Annotated in this window: 9 protein-coding genes and 2 tRNA genes; 7 read left to right on the forward strand and 4 right to left on the reverse strand. The window is 64.8% G+C overall.

Annotated elements, in window-relative coordinates; all coding sequences use genetic code 11:
* Positions 1-83: 83 nt before the first annotated feature.
* The gene (locus BKX93_RS21295; protein ID WP_046157509.1) at positions 84-1,223 is read right to left on the reverse strand and encodes a hypothetical protein; all 1,140 of its coding nucleotides are present in this window, start codon (positions 1,221-1,223) and stop codon (positions 84-86) included.
* Positions 1,224-1,369: 146 nt separating this feature from the next.
* On the reverse strand, positions 1,370-2,962 hold the full coding sequence (locus tag BKX93_RS21300; protein ID WP_046168253.1) for an NAD+ synthase: 1,593 nt from the start codon (positions 2,960-2,962) through the stop codon (positions 1,370-1,372).
* A 73-nt stretch (positions 2,963-3,035) separates the two neighbouring features.
* Here BKX93_RS21300 and BKX93_RS21305 point away from each other — a divergent pair, with 73 nt between their 5' ends.
* From BKX93_RS21305 to BKX93_RS21315, 3 genes are all read left to right on the forward strand, one after another.
* The gene (locus BKX93_RS21305; protein WP_186009459.1) at positions 3,036-4,163 is read left to right on the forward strand and encodes a GNAT family N-acetyltransferase; all 1,128 of its coding nucleotides are present in this window, start codon (positions 3,036-3,038) and stop codon (positions 4,161-4,163) included.
* 59 nt (positions 4,164-4,222) lie between these two features.
* Positions 4,223-4,313: transfer RNA gene (locus tag BKX93_RS21310), tRNA-Ser, on the forward strand.
* A gap of 52 nt (positions 4,314-4,365) precedes the next feature.
* Positions 4,366-4,456: transfer RNA gene (locus BKX93_RS21315), tRNA-Ser, on the forward strand.
* Between the two features lie 135 nt (positions 4,457-4,591).
* Here BKX93_RS21315 and BKX93_RS21320 read toward each other — a convergent pair.
* Together BKX93_RS21320 and BKX93_RS24955 are read right to left on the reverse strand one after the other, a co-directional pair.
* Positions 4,592-5,044, reverse strand: a complete 453-nt coding sequence (locus BKX93_RS21320) for a MarR family winged helix-turn-helix transcriptional regulator (protein WP_046168252.1) — start codon at positions 5,042-5,044, stop codon at positions 4,592-4,594.
* Between the two features lie 220 nt (positions 5,045-5,264).
* The gene (locus BKX93_RS24955; RefSeq protein WP_145929365.1) at positions 5,265-5,498 is read right to left on the reverse strand and encodes a hypothetical protein; all 234 of its coding nucleotides are present in this window, start codon (positions 5,496-5,498) and stop codon (positions 5,265-5,267) included.
* Positions 5,499-5,620: 122 nt separating this feature from the next.
* Here BKX93_RS24955 and BKX93_RS21325 point away from each other — a divergent pair, with 122 nt between their 5' ends.
* The 4 genes from BKX93_RS21325 to BKX93_RS21340 all read left to right on the forward strand — a co-directional run bounded on the left by BKX93_RS21325 (position 5,621) and on the right by BKX93_RS21340 (position 15,774).
* Complete coding sequence (locus tag BKX93_RS21325; RefSeq protein WP_046168251.1) at positions 5,621-7,132, forward strand: tyrosinase family protein; 1,512 nt, start codon at positions 5,621-5,623, stop codon at positions 7,130-7,132.
* Positions 7,133-7,344: 212 nt separating this feature from the next.
* Positions 7,345-7,677: a hypothetical protein gene (locus BKX93_RS21330; RefSeq protein ID WP_145929366.1), complete on the forward strand. Its 333-nt coding sequence runs from the start codon at positions 7,345-7,347 to the stop codon at positions 7,675-7,677.
* Between the two features lie 311 nt (positions 7,678-7,988).
* A complete protein-coding gene (locus BKX93_RS21335) occupies positions 7,989-10,439 on the forward strand; it encodes a GGDEF/EAL-containing response regulator (protein ID WP_046157505.1) in 2,451 nt (816 codons plus the stop codon).
* Between the two features lie 127 nt (positions 10,440-10,566).
* Positions 10,567-15,774, forward strand: a complete 5,208-nt coding sequence (locus BKX93_RS21340) for a PAS domain S-box protein (protein WP_145929367.1) — start codon at positions 10,567-10,569, stop codon at positions 15,772-15,774.
* Positions 15,775-15,796: the final 22 nt, after the last annotated feature.

The following is a 15,796-nucleotide window of genomic DNA, read 5'->3' on the forward strand; positions in this document are numbered from 1 at the left end:
GGCGGTGCGGACCGGAATGAAAAAGGTAAGACCGGCATGGCGCCGGCCCGGTTCATCGCCGGGCCGGGCGATTGTGTTGGCGATTATTGCGCGCGGCGGGCTTTGCGCTTCTTCTTGGGCTTGGCCTGGGGTTGGGCCGCTTGAGCCTGAGGCTCGGCCGCCGCGGCGGGCGCGGGGGCTTCGGCGTGCTCGCCCGGCAGCAGCTTGTCGGTGTCCTTCAGCCAGTCAGGCAGGTCCAGCTTGTCGAAGTCGACGATGTCGTTTTCGCTCAGCTGGTAGACGAATTGCGGCTTGCCGTAATGGCTGTAGCGCACATTGACGTAGGCGTCGCCGCTGAACTCGGGCGCTTCGATGTGGACTTTCTGGCGCAGGGCCAGCAGGTCGCCGCCGCGGCTGGCGTAGATGTCGCTGACGGTGCGGCTCTTGTCGCCGCTGACCGGATCAAGCTTGACCAGGCCCTGCACCAGGCGAATCATCGCCTCGGCGCCGGACTTGTCTTCGCCGGGTTTGTCCGCAGAGGGCTTGATCTGTTCGTGCGCCACTTTAGCCAGACCCTCCAGCATCTGCAGGGTCAGCTTTTGCTCCTGTTCCCGGCTCAGATCCATCCGCAGCTTGTAATGCGCGCCGATTTCGCCGGCGTAGGCGTCCAGCGGCTGGAAGCTGAACGCCTGCTTGTCAGCCTGGGCGTAGGCATCGTCGATGATCCTCGGCATCGCCTGGTACATGGCCTTCAGCGGAATCTGGCTGGCCATCTCGGCCGGCAGCTTGGCGCGGATGAATTTGCCGGACTGTTTGCGCAGCGAGGGCAGGAACAGGTCGACTGCGGACGGGTCCACCAGCAGCGACATGTCCTGGGCGTGGAATTGAAGCGGGACCTTGATGCTGGCCAGCAGGTTGCGCCGCTCGAAACGCAGCTCCGGAATGGCTTCCACCCTGCCATTCGGCGCGTCGACCGCGCCGCTGACGTTGACGCGCACGGCGCGGCCCACCTGATCTATGGTGTCAGCGATGTCGGGCTGGGCCAGCTTGGAGTCGCGGTCGGTGAAGACCAGTTTGTCGAAGCCGATCTGGGCGTCGAAGTTGTAGCTGGCGTTCTGCCAGTTCTGCAGCATCACCTTGCGGGTAGCTTCGTCGGGCGTCTTGCCGGCCAGCGGCGTGGCGCAGCCGGCGAGCAGGGCGAGGGAGGAAAGGGCGGCGGCGGCCGCCAGTTTCATGCGGGTCATTGTGGTCAAGGTCCTGTTAATGTCCATGGTGCGCGATCCTGGCGGATCGTCTGGGTATTCCGGGATTATATCGCAGCTGCAATGGCTATGCGTTTGACCTGCGCGCGCGGCGGACGGCTGCCAGGCGGCCGCCCGGGCGAGGAGAGTCAGCTGAATTTGTTGGTGATCGGGTAGCGCCAGTCCTTGCCGAAGCCGCGCGGGGTGACGCGCGGGCCCACCGGCGCCTGGCGGCGTTTGTATTCGTTGATCTTCAGCAGCCGCACCACGCGGTTCACATCCGCCTCGGCGTAGCCGGCGGCGATGATGTCGGCGGCCGACTGGTTGTCCTCGACGTAGCGCGCCATGATGGCGTCCAGAATCTCGTACGGCGGCAGGCTGTCCTGATCCTTCTGGTCCGGACGCAGCTCGGCCGACGGCGGGCGGGTGATGATGCGTTCCGGGATCACGTCGGACACGGTGTTGCGCCAGCGGCAGAGCTCGAACACCAGGGTCTTGGCCACGTCTTTCAGCACCGCGAAGCCGCCGGCCATGTCGCCGTACAGCGTGCAGTAGCCGGTGGTCATCTCGGACTTGTTGCCGGTGGTCAGCACCAGCTTGCCGCTCTTGTTGGACAGCGCCATCAGCAGCGTGCCGCGGATGCGGGCCTGCAGGTTTTCCTCGGTGGTGTCCATTTCCAGGCCGGCGAACGACGGCGCGAGCGCGGCCATGAAGCTCTCGTACATCGGCCAGATCTCGATTTCGTCGTACTTCACGCCCAGGCGGGCGATCATGTCGCGGCTGTCGGTCACCGAAATGTCGGCGGTGTAGCGCGAGGGCATCATCACCGCGTGCACCTTGTCCGCGCCCAGCGCGTCCACCGCCACCGCCAGCGTCAGCGCGGAGTCGATGCCGCCGGACAGGCCCAGGAGCGCGCCGGGGAAACCGTTCTTGCCGATGTAGTCGCGCACGCCGACCACCAGCGCGCGGTAGACGCTTTCCAGCATGTCCGGCAGCGCGGCGCGCTTGCCGGGCTGGAGGTCGCCGTCGGCATAGTCGACCAGCAGCAGCTCGTCGTCGTAGGCCGCGGCCTGGGCGACCACGTCGCCCGCCTTGTTCAGCGCGAACGAAGCGCCGTCGAACACCAGCTCGTCCTGGCCGCCCACCATCTGTGCATAGGCCATCGGCAGGCCGGTTTCCTCGACGCGGAAGCGCGCCATCTGCTGGCGGGTTTCGATCTTGTCGCGGTGGAAGGGCGAGGCGTTGAGCGCTACGATCAGCTCGGCGCCGGCGTCGGCGGTTTCCGCGGCCGGCTCCAGATGCCAGATGTCCTCGCAGATCAGCACGCCCACCTTGACGCCGTTCTGCTCGAACACCAGCGGCGCGGCGCCGGGGGTGAAGTAGCGGCATTCGTCGAAGACTTCATTATTGGGCAGCTGCATTTTGTGATACTGGCCCAGCCGGTGGCCGTCGCGCAGCACGGTGGCGGCGTTGAAGCGCTCGTTGCCTATCCGGGCCGGATGGCCGACGATCACGGTGATGCCGTCCAGTTGCTCGATGGCGTCCAGGCCCTTGGCCACTTCGCGGTAGAAGCTGTCGCGCAGCAGCAGGTCTTCCGGGCTGTAGCCAGTCAGCGCCAGCTCCGGCGTCAGCAGGATGTCCGCGCCCTGGGCCATGGCCGCGTTGGCGAGGTCGACGATTTTTTTGGCATTGCCGGCGATGTCGCCGACCACGGGGTTGAACTGGGCGAGTGCGATACGCATCTTGAGAGGGCACCGATGATTCTTGATCGTTCGATTTTACCTGAAGATGGAGTCTGTCCAGAAAGGAAAAGCATTGCAGCTGCAACTGTATGACGGCGTGGCCGCCATCGCGCAAGCAGCGTGGCCGGCCGGCGAGGGCGCGGGGGTGTTCGTCGGCCGCGAATGGCTGGCGGCGCTGGAGGAAACCGGCTGCGTCGGCGGCGAGACGGGTTGGCGGCCGCTGCCGCTGGCCTTGGAACGCGACGGGCGAACGGTAGGGCTGGCACCGGCCTATCTGAAACAGCACAGCCGCGGCGAGTACGTGTTCGACTGGTCCTGGTCCGAGGCTTACGCCCGGTCCGGGCTGGATTACTACCCGAAGCTGGTGGTGGCCTCGCCGTTCACCCCGGTGACCGGCAGCCGGTTGCTGGGCGGCGCGGACGAGCAGGCGCATTTGATCGCCGGCTTGCGGCAGCTGGTGGACGACAATGGCCTGTCGTCGGCCCACGTGCTGTTTCCGACAGAGGACGAGGCCGGCCGGCTGCGGGAGGCGGGCTGGCTGTTGCGCGACGGCGTGCAGTTCCATTGGCGCAACCGGGCTTATGCCGATTTCGACGATTTCCTCGCCACGCTGAGCCGCGACAAGCGCAAGAAAATACGCCAGGAGCGACGCAAGGTGGCGGAGGCCGAGGTGGCGGTGCGGGCGCTGAGTGGCGGCGATATCGCCCCGACGGATTGGGAGCTGTTTTTCCGTTGTTACCGGCAGACCTATCTGGAACATGGCTCCCTGCCTTATTTGAACCTGGAGTTTTTCCGGCGGATAGGCGAGAGGCTGGCCGGGCATTGCGTGATGTTCATCGCCAGCCGGGAAGGGCGCGACATCGCCGCCAGCCTGTGCGTCCGGGATGGCGACGCGCTGTACGGCCGCTACTGGGGCGCGCTGGAGGAGGTGCCCTGCCTGCATTTCGAGCTGTGCTATTACCAGGGGCTGGAATACGCCATCCGCCAGGGGCTGGAGACGTTCGAGGGCGGCGCCCAGGGCGAGCACAAGCAAGCCCGCGGCTTCGAGCCGGAGAGGACGGTTTCCGCCCACTACATCGCCGATCCGCGCTTTCGCTCCGCCATCGCCGATTGGCTGCGGCGCGAACGCGAAGGTGTGGCTGATTATGTCGATCAGTTATTTTCCCATTCGGCTTATAAAACACTTGCGCGGGATGTGTAGGGCTTATATACTGCGCAGCCTCTGTGAACGAAACGCCCAGCGTATCGATCCAGAGTTCTGGAGAGGTGGATGAGTGGTTTAAGTCGCACGCCTGGAAAGCGTGTTTAGGTTAATAGCCTAACGGGGGTTCGAATCCCCCCCTCTCCGCCAGAATTCATTACGGAATCGCCTGGCGGTTTCGACAATTTAGCAAGACACCTCCGGAGAGGTGGATGAGTGGTTTAAGTCGCACGCCTGGAAAGCGTGTTTAGGTTAATAGCCTAACGGGGGTTCGAATCCCCCCCTCTCCGCCAAATTGAAAAGCCCCGACATGTCGGGGCTTTTCGCTTTTCCGCAGCAAGAAAACCGGTCGGCTTTCTTCATGCTGGCGATGGCGGCGTCCAAGGCCGGCATGGCGACGACGGCGATCATGCCGCGGCGCGGCTCATTCATTTGGATAGCAGCTCGCTCAGATTGCCGTGCACCTTTCGCAGCAACGCTTGCAGCTGCTTGGCTTCGCCGGCATCCAGGCCTTGCTGGGCCTGGCGCTGCAACTCATCTCCCAAGGCCATCGCCGATTTGAGCGCGTCGTAGGCCGGCGGCAGCAGCTCGATGCGGTTGACGCGGCGGTCGTTGAGGCAGGGCACCCGCTTCAGCCAGCCGGCGGCCTGCATCCGGTCGCACAGGGTCGCCACGCCCATCGGCGTCAGATCCAGCCGGTCCGCCAGCTCCACTTGCGACAGGCCGCCGTCTCCCTCATGCGCCGCCAGCGCGCCCAGCAGCCGGCATTGCGCCAGCGACAGTCCCAGTTGTTGCCGCGCGCGCAGATCGAAAAGGCGGCCATACAGACGGCCGGTATCGCTGACGAGAAAGCCGAAGCGTTCGGTGAGTCGCAGTTTCATAACGCCATAAATAATAAACCAGATTATTGCTTATACATGAATCCGCTTGCCGATGCCAAGCTCTGCCGCCGGATTATCGCCAGTCGAAAAACTAAAATCCGCCATCCCGTCATCGGAAAATGAATCGGCGTTATCCGCGCGCTCAAACTGCGATTGAAACCTTGCATCAAATGAATCGCGGCGTCTCGGCCAATTGGTGCGCGAAATCTGCCTGCCCGGTTCATTCCAGCCATTTTCCGCTCGAAACGGCGCAAAGCAGGAAGTCTCCTTTGTTTGCGCTGTCCAGCATATTGCGGTGCGGAATAACTCGCAAGCGGAGGCGGTTTGCCTGTTTTATGTCGGGTTTCCGGGCAAGGCTTGGTTCTGTTTTAAGTGTTGCTCCGGATTGCGAGCCGAGTAGCGGACATCTAATCAGGATAAGGCCAGCAAGAAATAAAACGGTCCGTTTATCCATTGCGGCTCATATTTTTCCTGGCTTCCCTTGCAATCTCATCCAATTTCCCGCCGCGGCCAAGCGGCATCGAGCCGAACGCGCGAAAACGGATCCGTGACCATGATCCGCATCTGGGAGGAAACATGTCCGATTTGAATCGTCGCCAACTGCTGAAAGGCGGAGCCATCGTCTTTGGCAGCCTCGCCTTGTCCGAGCCCTCGCTGGCGCGTTTGCTGCGCCTGAGCAGGGGCACCCGCTACAACGTCGCCAGCCCGCAGGGCAAGGCGATGCTGCAGATCTACGCGGGCGCGGTCAAGAAAATGATGGACCCCGCGCTGTATCCGGAGGGCAATCCGCTGAACTGGATATTCCAGTGGTACACCCATTTCGTGCGGGGGGACCGGACCAAGCAGCAGGAACTGAGCCGGGTGTATCCGTCGCCATCGGCTAACCGGACGCTGGCGGAAAAGATGTGGAATACTTGTCAGGCCCATAGCTCGGGGCAGCGCGAGGATTTCTTCCTGCCTTGGCACCGGATGTTCATCACTTATTTCGAAGACATCATCCGCCAGGTGTCTGGCAGGCATGATTTCACGCTGCCATATTGGGACTACACCGATCCCAATCAGCAAGTGCTGCCGATCGAGTTCCGCCGGCCCGGCGATGCGGTCTGGGGCTCGTTGTACCGCGAGACCCGCTGGCCTGGCACCAATGCGGGCAAGAATGTCACCGATGGGCGCAGCGCGCTGACTTTGGACTGCATGAAGTCCAATCTGTATTCCGGCTCGGCCGGCGACGCGGGCTTCTGCGCGAACACGGACATGAATCCGCATGGCGCGCTGCATGTCGATGTCGGCAACAGCAAGGGCATGGCCCAGGTGCCGTGGGCGGCGAACGATCCTATTTTCTGGATCCACCATTGCAATATCGACCGGATCTGGGCCAGTTGGAACCTGGCCGGGGGCAAGAACCCGTCCGACTCGCCTTTCCTCAACCAGCAGTTCGTTTTCGCGTCGCCGACTGGCTCCGCGGTGGTCGCGACGGTCAAAAATTACCTGTCTCTTCCCAAAGACGCTTATTCCAGCTATGTCTCGCGGCCGCCGGGCAGCCTGCCGTTCCCGATCAAGCTGGCATTGCCCAAGGCCGCGCTGGCCATGCGCCTGGAGAGCTTCGCGAGCGAAGCCGCGGGTCTGGTGAGGCTGGGGAACGCGCCGGTCACCGTCAGCCTGGGCGACGCGAAGTCTACGTCCGCGTCCGCGCCGCGGGTGGAGATGCTGTCGAGCCGGCTGGGCGCGCTCGGCAAGCAGTCCAGCCTGTTCCTGCGTTTTGAAGGCCTGTCCGCTCATGGAGCCGTCAACGGCGTTTACAGCGTCTATGTCCACACCGGTGGCGCGCCGACGGCAGATGAGCGGGGACCGGGCTTCGTGGGGCAGATCAATTTCTTCAGCGCGGCCGGCACCCATCAGCATGACGGCGAGGGTGCCGGCAACAGCCCGGACAAGAAGGCGTTCAGTTTCCTGTTGAGGGCGGAGACGCGCGCCTGGCTGCAGAAGAACGGCGGGGGCGAACCCCAGGTCACGCTGGTGCCTACGATTCCCGACGGCAATGACGAGGCGATGCCGACGATAGACAAGATAGCGCTGGTGGCGTCGTGACGAGGCGCGGCGCGGCCTGGATTCTGGGCAGGCCGCGCCGCTGCCGAGCGTCGGGGAGGGCGCGGCATATGGGGTCTGGAAAGCGTTTCGCTTGCACCGCGTTGGCGTTGGCCTTGTCCGGCCCGTCGCAGGCTGACGCGGCGGGCATGCGGTTGTTGGGGAGGTATGATGGCAACGGCCGCGGGGTGGAGATTGGAGTCGATGCCGTCCGCATGGCGATCCCGCTGGATGCGCGGGCCTGCCATGGTCGCCGAGGACGCGCCACTTTGTATCTCCGAGGTCTGAGGGCGGACGAGGGGCCGCATCCCGGCTATCGCGTGCTGCTGGTCCGGCGCGGCACGCGCGCGCCTGGCCAGCAGGTCGGCGAGTTCAACTTTTATGGCATTGGGCCCGGCGTCCGGCGGGATGCCAGTTTCGAGCTGGAACCCAAGCTCTTGGCAAACCGTCAGGGTCCATGCGTCGTCCGCCTGTTGCTGCAAGCGGCGGGGCCGGTGGAGAAGGCCGGCCGGGCCGCGATGGACAGCATAGAAATATGGCGCGAGTGAGCTGCCGGGGGCTCCGGCCTGGCGGCGTGGGCAGCCAAGCCAACCGGCCTGCGGTTGCGTTCCCGCATCTATCCCGCCTGTCAGCGCGCTCTTCCGTAATAGTACGTATCAGGATGGCGCCTCGGCGCGCGCCAAGGCTTTGCGCGTGCCGGCAGGCGGAAATACCGGGGGCAGATTGGACTTTCTCCTAACCCTAGCCCCCTAGCATAACTACAATGGATTTCATAAAGCGGGAAATTTGACCAGCAAGCCGGCATGCCGGATGCGGGCGCCAACGTCCGCATGCAGCTGCGCCGTCACAAGGAAACGAGATGTTCAACGACTTGCGACGCGAGCAGGCGAGCATCCTGATCGTCGACGATGTGGCAAGCAATATTCACGTGATCAGGGAGGCGGTACAGGGCCTGGGAGAGGTGCGCTTTGCCACTAGCGGCAAGGCGGCTTTGGAAATCGCCCAAAAGAACGTGCCGGATGTGATCCTGCTCGACATCGAGATGCCGGGCATGGACGGTTACGAGGTGTGCCGGGCGATCAAAGAGTCATCCCGGCTGCGGGATATCCCGGTGATCTTCGTCACCTCGCACGATCAACGCGAGCATGAGCTGCAGGCGCTGAGCCTGGGCGGCGTAGACTTCCTGCACAAGCCGCTGAACGTGCCGGTGGCGCGCGCGCGCATCCAGACCCACCTGGCGCTGCAGATGAGGACCAGGCAGTTGGCGCGGGTCAAGAAGGACTTGGTCGACGTGCTGCAGCATCTGCCGGCCTTCGTCGCGCACTGGAACAACAATCTGTGCTGCCAGTTCTGCAACGATATCGCGGGGCACTGGTTCGGAGTCGCCGCCGCCACCATGCGCGGCATGCACGTGCGCAAGGTGCTGGGCGAGGCCAATTACGCCGCCATCGAAGAGCACTTGAAGGACGTGATGCGCGGCAACTGTCCATCGTTCGATCTGAGCTTCGTCCGGCGCGAGGGCGGTCTGCTGTTCGGCCAAGTGTCGCTGGTGTTCCGCCCGGACGAGGATAGACAACCCGGTTTCCTGATGCTGATCACCGACGTCACCGAGCGCAAGCGGGCGGAGCTGGCGCTGCGCGACGAGAAAGAGCGCATCCGCATCACGTTGAACTCCATCGGCGACGCGGTCATCGCCACCGACGCCAACGGCAACATCACTTTCCTGAATCCCATCGCCGAAGACATGACGGGCTGGCAGGCCAAGGAGGCGCTGGGCGAGCCGGTGGAAAAAATCATGCCGCTGAGGGAGAGCTCCCAGGGGCATGCGATGTTCAATCCAATCCGGCTGGTGCTGTCCGAGCAGCGCTCGGTAGGCATGGCGATGAACTGCGCGCTGATGCGTCGGGATGGCCAGTTGCTGGAGCTGGAGGATTCCGCCTCTCCCATCTTGGATCACGCGGGCCAGCTGACCGGGGCCATCATCGTGTTCCACGATGTCAGCGAGGCCCGGGCGATGGCGGTGAAGATGACCTATCTCGCCCACCATGACGCCTTGACCAATCTGCCCAACAGGATGCTGCTGCAGGATCGCACGCAGCAGGCGCTGCAACAGGCAGCCCACGTCGGCGACAGACTGGGCCTGTACATACTGGACCTCGATCATTTCAAGGTGATCAACGATTCAATGGGGCATACGGTCGGCGATCAGCTCCTGCAACAGGTCGCCCTCCGTCTGCAGGCCGCGCTGCGCCCCTGCGACACCGTCAGCCGCCAGGGCGGCGACGAATTCATCATCCTGATACCGGGCCTGGGGGGCATAGAGCAAGCGGGCGCGATGGCGGACAAGATGCTGAAAGCCATCTCCGAGCCTTATCTGCTGGACGGCAGCCGCTACGATCTTTCCGGCAGCATAGGCGTCGGCCTGTACCCGGACGACAGCAAGGACCAGGAGGAGCTCTACCGCCACGCCGATGCCGCGATGTACCGCGCGAAGCAGGAAGGGCGCAACCGCTACCGTTTTTTCTCCGCCGAGATCGAGGAGGCGCTGCTGACGCGGCAGGCGCTGGAGAGGCATATCCGGATGGGCGCGGAGCAGGGAGGCTTCCTGGTCTACTACCAGCCCAAGGTGGATGCGCGCGACGGCAGCGTGGTCGGCCTGGAGGCGTTGCTGCGCTGGCGCAACGACAAGAACGAGATCGTGTCCCCGGCCCATTTCATTCCGTTGGCGGAGGAGACGGGCCTGATCGTGCCGCTGGGGTTGTTTGTGCTGCGGCAGGCCTGTCTGGATGGCAAGCGCTGGCTGGACGCGGGTCGGCGCTTGCGGATAGCGGTCAACGTATCTGCGGTGCAGGTGACCGAGTCGGACTTCTGCGATACGGTGAGGCAGGCGTTGAAGGAAACCGGCATGCCGGCCGAGCTGCTGGAGCTGGAAATCACCGAAGGCGTGCTGGCGCAGGATGTCGAGCGGACGATGAGCGTGCTGGCCGAGCTGAAAAGCCTGGGCGTCTCCATCGCCATCGACGATTTCGGCACTGGTTATTCCAGCCTGTCCTATCTGAAGCTGTTTCCGCTGGATGTGCTGAAGATAGACCAGAGCTTCATTCGCGACATGCTAGTCGATCGCCATAGCGCGGCCATCGTCGCCGCCATCATCAGCATGGCGCAGGGCATGAGGTTGCGCCTAGTGGCGGAGGGCGTGGAGCGGGAGGATCAGGCCAGCGAGCTTCTCAAGCTGGGCTGCCACATCATGCAGGGCTTTCTCTACGGCAGGCCGGAGCCGGTTGCCGAAATCGACAGGTGTTTCGCCTGACGGCCAGCATCATCCATGCTTTTCGGCGCGCGGATGGCGTTCGGCCGGAACGGCCATGATTTGACGACAAACCTGGGGGCATGCCTTGAACGGACATTGCGACTCGTCTGTCTGGATGAAAAAGCCGTTGTTGTCGACACCGGCCGCCGCATTGCTGGTGTTGTTGCTGGGCGCCGCGCTGAGCTTGCTGCTGGGGTGGAAGGTTGCGCTCGACAACCGCGCGCGGGTGGCGTCCGAGCTGCAGCGCGAGGCCCGGCAACTGGGCGCGGAGGTGGCGGCCCGCATCCAGCGCTATCAGTATGGCTTGAGCGGCGCTCGCGGCGCCATCGCCAGCAATGGCGAGCATGGCATCAGCCGCGCGCGCTTCCACACTTATGCCCAGAGCCTGGATGCTTCCATTGAATATCCCGGTCTGCTGGGTTTCGGCTATATCCGCCGGGTGCCGCAGCGGCAGGTGGCCGAGTTCGAGCGGCGGGAGCGCGGGGATGGGGCGCCGGATTTCGCCGTCCATCAACTGCGGCCGCATGACGGCGAGCGCGCGGTCATCGTCTATTTCGAGCCGGATCGGGGCGATCGCTCAGCCATCGGTCTGGATATCGCTTCCGAGCCCGGCAGACGCGAGGCGGCCGAGTCTTCGATGCGCGGCGGACAGGCCCGGCTGAGCGGGCCCATCGCCTTGATGCCGCATCCAGAGAATAAGGCGCAGGCTTTCCTGTTGTTGCTGCCGGTGTATGGCGGCGGGGTGATGCCCGCGACCGAAGAGGGGCGGCTGAGGGCGGGTTTCGGATGGGTGTTCTCGCCCATACGCGCCAGCGACGCGATGGCGGGGGCGATGGACGATCTGCCCGGTGTGGCCGTGGAGCTGGCCGATGTGACCAATGGCCGGGCGGTGGCTTTTTTCAGCGGCGGCGCCGGCGTGTCCCGGACCATGGCGACGGCTTCGACCCAGCAGCAATTGTTCGGACGCGACTGGCGATTGACCCTGAAGGCGGGCCCCGCCTTTGTCGACAGCCTGCGGCTGCCCAGCGCCGCCCAGGCCGCGCTGGACGGCCTGGGCGCGAGCATTCTGGCTAGCCTGCTGGCGCTGGTGGTGGGGCGCAACCGCCAGCGGCGCCTTGAACTGAGGGCGGCGCAGAATCGGCTGGCGGCCATCGTCGAGGGCTCGGTGGACGCCATCATCAGCAAGACGCTGACGGGCGTGGTCACCAGCTGGAACCACAGCGCCGAGCGCCTGTTCGGCTACCGGGCCGACGAGGCGATAGGCCGGCCGCTAGCCGAGCTGATCGTGCCGGAGGGGCGGAAAGGAGAGGAGGCTGACATCCTGAGGCGGATCGCGAACGGCGAGCGGATCGAGCACTTCGAGACAGTGCGCCAGCGCAAGGACGGCGTTCTGTTGAATGTGTCAGTATCGGTGTCGCCGGTGCAGAACGAAGCCGGGCAAATCGTCGGCGCATCCAAAGTGCTGAGGGATCTCAGCGAGCAGAAGCGGATCAAGACCGAGTTGCAGGCCCTGAGCGAGAATCTGGAGCGGCAGGTGGCCGACCGCACGGCGGAGCTGGACAAGGCCTGGCGCACTTTGCAGACGGTGCTGGACGCGGTGCCCTTCATCATCGGCTATTGGGACAGCGACCAGATCAACCGCGTGGCCAACCAGGCGTACCGGACCTGGTTCGGCATCGATCACGGCGATCTGCCCGGGCGGTCGATGAAGTCCGTGCTGGGCGAGGAGCTGTACCAGGCCAATCTTGTCCACGTGGAAGCCGCGCTGCGGGGCGAGCCGCAGGTTTTCGAGCGGCGGATACCCGGGCCGGACGGCATCGTGCGCTATTCGCTGATCCATTATCTGCCCGATTTTGTGGATGGCGGGGTAAAGGGCTTCTACGCCATCGTGCAGGATATTTCCGAGCAGGTGGAGAGCAGCAGCCGAATGACTTCGGCGCTGCGGGAGCGCGATCAGCTGCTGAACACCATCAATCAGCAACTGCTGTATTCGGCGACCGACACCGAAGGACGCATCCTGGAAGCCAACGACCTGTTTTGCGTGGCTCATGGCTACAGCCGGGACGAGTTGCTGGGACAGGACCACCGCAAGTTGAACGCCGGGGTGCACCCGGTGCTGTTCTGGCAGTCGCTGTGGCATACGATAGGCTCGGGCCGGGTATGGCGCGGCGAGCTCTGCAACCGGACCCGGGACGGCCGGCTGCGCTGGTTCGATACAGTGATCGTGCCCCATGTCGGGGATGGCGGCCGCATCGAGCGCTACATCGCGCTGCGCATCGACATCACCGAGCGGCGGCTGGCCGATGCCGAACTCGCCCGAGTGCATGGGCTGCTGACCAATGTGCTGCGCGCGGCATCGGAAGTGGCCATCATCGCCGCCGACGTGCACGGCATGGTTTCGCTGTTCAACAGCGGCGCGCAGCGCATGCTCGGCTATTCGGAAGACGAGATGGTGGGGCAGGCGATGCTGACCCGGTTCCATCTGGCGGAAGAGCTGAGCGCGCATGGCGAGGAGTTGACCGCGCGATATGAGCGCCGGGTGGAGGGGCTCCGCGCCCTGGTGCACGAGCCAGAGGCCGCGGGCGCGGAAACGCGGGAATGGACCTATGTCCGCAAGGACGGCACCTATCTGCAGGTGTCGCTGATGATGACCGCCATGCGGGACAGCGACGAATTGGTGGTCGGCTACCTGGCCATCGCCACCGACATCACCGTTCAGCAGCGGCAACAGCGGGAGCTGGTGGCCGCCCGCGATCAGATGCAGCTGGCTTCGGAAGTGGCGCAACTGGGTATATGGAGCTGGTCTCCTGCGGATAATCAGCTCAGCTGGAACGCGCAGATGTTCGAAATCTACAGCCAGCCCCCGGAGCTGGCCCAGCAGGGGCTGGAATACCGGCATTGGCGCGAGCGGGTGCACCCGGAGGACGTGGATTACATGGAAGCCAGACTGCGCGAGCTGCTGGCGAGCGGCGAGACGATGGAGCAGGTGTTCCGGGTGGTGCATCCTGATGGCGAAATCCGCCACGTGCAAGTGGGCGCCCGCCTGGAGCGCCACGGCGATGGGGTGAGGGTCACCGGCATCAACCGCGACATCAGCGAGAACCGCGCCTACGAGCAGAAACTGCTGGAGGCCAAGAGTCTGGCCGAGCAGGCCAGCGTGGCGAAGAGCCAGTTCCTGGCCAATATGAGCCACGAGATCCGCACGCCGATGAACGCGGTGCTGGGCCTGCTGCAATTGATGCAGCACACCCGGCTGGACGAGCGCCAGCTCGACTATGTGGGCAAGATCCAGGCCGCTGCCAAGTCGTTGCTGGGCCTGCTCAACGACATTCTGGATTTTTCCAAGATGGACGCCGGCAAGCTGCAGCTGGATCTGCACCCGTTCGAGCTGGAAGGGTTGATGCGCGAACTGGCGGTGGTGCTGTCGGGCAATACCAACGACAAGGACGTCGAAGTGCTGTTCCGCATGGAGCCGACGCTGCCTTCCATACTGGTGGGAGACCGGCTGCGGTTGCAGCAGATCCTGATCAATCTGGCCGGCAACGCGCTGAAGTTCACCACCCAGGGGCAGGTTGTGATCACGGTGCGCGAGTCGTCGCGCGGCGGCGGCGAGGTCAGCCTGTACATCGAGGTCAGCGATACCGGCATCGGCATCGCGCCGGAGCAGCTGGCGCGCATTTTCGAAGGCTTCACCCAGGCCGAGGCGTCCACCACCCGGCGCTTCGGCGGCACCGGTTTGGGCCTGGTGATCAGCCAGCGGCTGGTGGAACTGATGGGGGGCCAATTGCGGGTGGAAAGCCAGTTCGGCTGCGGCAGCCGTTTCTGGTTCGAGCTGACGCTGGGAATGGCCGCGGACGAGCCGCTGGCCCATGCGCCGGCCGAGTCGCTGGGGCCGCTGGCCATCCTGGTGGTGGACGACAACCCGCTGGCCGGTGAAATCCTGATGGACACCATCTCCACCGTCGGCTGGAAGGCCGAATACGCCGATGGCGGCGAAGAGGCGCTGGAAAAAGTGCATCGGGCCGATATGGCGGGGCAGCTCTACGATGTGGTGCTTATGGATTGGCGGATGCCCGGCCTGGACGGCGTCGGCGTCGCCGAAATGATGCGGCAGCAGCTGTCGCGCGACAAGCCGCCGGTGATCATCATGGTGACGGCCTTCGGACGCGAGGTGCTGGCCGAGGCGGCGGACAGCCCGAACCCGCCGTTCAGCGATTTCCTGACCAAGCCGATCACGCCGCAGCAGCTGGTGGACGCGGTGATCCGTTCGGTAACCGGAGCGGAGAGGGAGACCGCGCAGCCGGTTTCAACCCGGCGGCTGGGCGGCATGCGCATCCTGCTGGTGGAGGACAACGCGCTCAACCGGCTGGTGGCGTCCGAGCTGCTGCAGGAGGAGGGCGCGCGGATCAGCCTGGCGGAGGGGGGGCTGTCGGGAGTATCCCAGGCGGTGGAGGCGGATCCGCTGTTCGACATCGTGATCATGGATGTGCAGATGCCGGACATCGACGGGCTGGAGGCCACCCGCCGGATCCGCGCCGATCCGCGTTGTCGTAGCCTGCCCATCCTGGCGATGACGGCCAACGCGTCCCAGGCGGATCGTGCCGCCTGCCTGGAGGCCGGGATGAATGACCATGTCGGCAAACCGATAGACATCGACGAACTGGTGCTCAAGCTGCTGGAATTGAGCGGCCGCGTGGCCGCGGCGGGCGGCGGGCCGCCGCCGGCGCGGGAAGCCTTGCCGCGGGATGCGGCGGAAACCGGCGAGCTGGTCGAGCCGCTGCCTTCGCGCCTGCGCCGTTTCGGCAACAAGCTGCGGGTCTACCGGGCCGCGTTGTCCACCTTCCGTCCAGAGTGCGACGCGCTGCTGACCGGCATCGCCGAAAACGGACGCCTGGGCGCGCAGCCGGAGCTGGCTTCGGGGCTGCACACTCTGAAAGGCTTGTCGGTCACGCTAGGCGCGCTGGCGTTGAGCCAGCAGGCCGCCGCGCTGGAGAAGCGCGCGCGCGCGGGAGAGGCGATAGGCGGCGAGGATCTGGAGCGCTTGCGCGGGCTGCTGGATGACAGCGTGGCGCAGCTGTTCGACAGCCTGCCGGCGGAAGAGGCCAGAAAAGCGTCGAAGCCGCTGCCGGCGGCCGATTGGCTGGAGCAGCTGCGGGATATTCTGGCACTGCTGGAGGACAGCAACCTGGCCGCGATAGACCTGGTGGATGGCTTGCTGGACCGGCCGCTCAGCGGCCAGGAGGAGTCGGTGCGCGAAGTGGCGGCCTGCGTGCAGCGTCTGCAGTTCGAGCAGGCGATCGTCATCGTCAGGGAGCTGCTGGCGGAGGCCGGCTGATCGGGGCGCGCAGGCGGCCGGC

Origin of the sequence: Chromobacterium vaccinii (assembly GCF_001855275.1) — a bacterium.
Classification (GTDB): Bacteria; Pseudomonadota; Gammaproteobacteria; order Burkholderiales; family Chromobacteriaceae; genus Chromobacterium; species Chromobacterium vaccinii.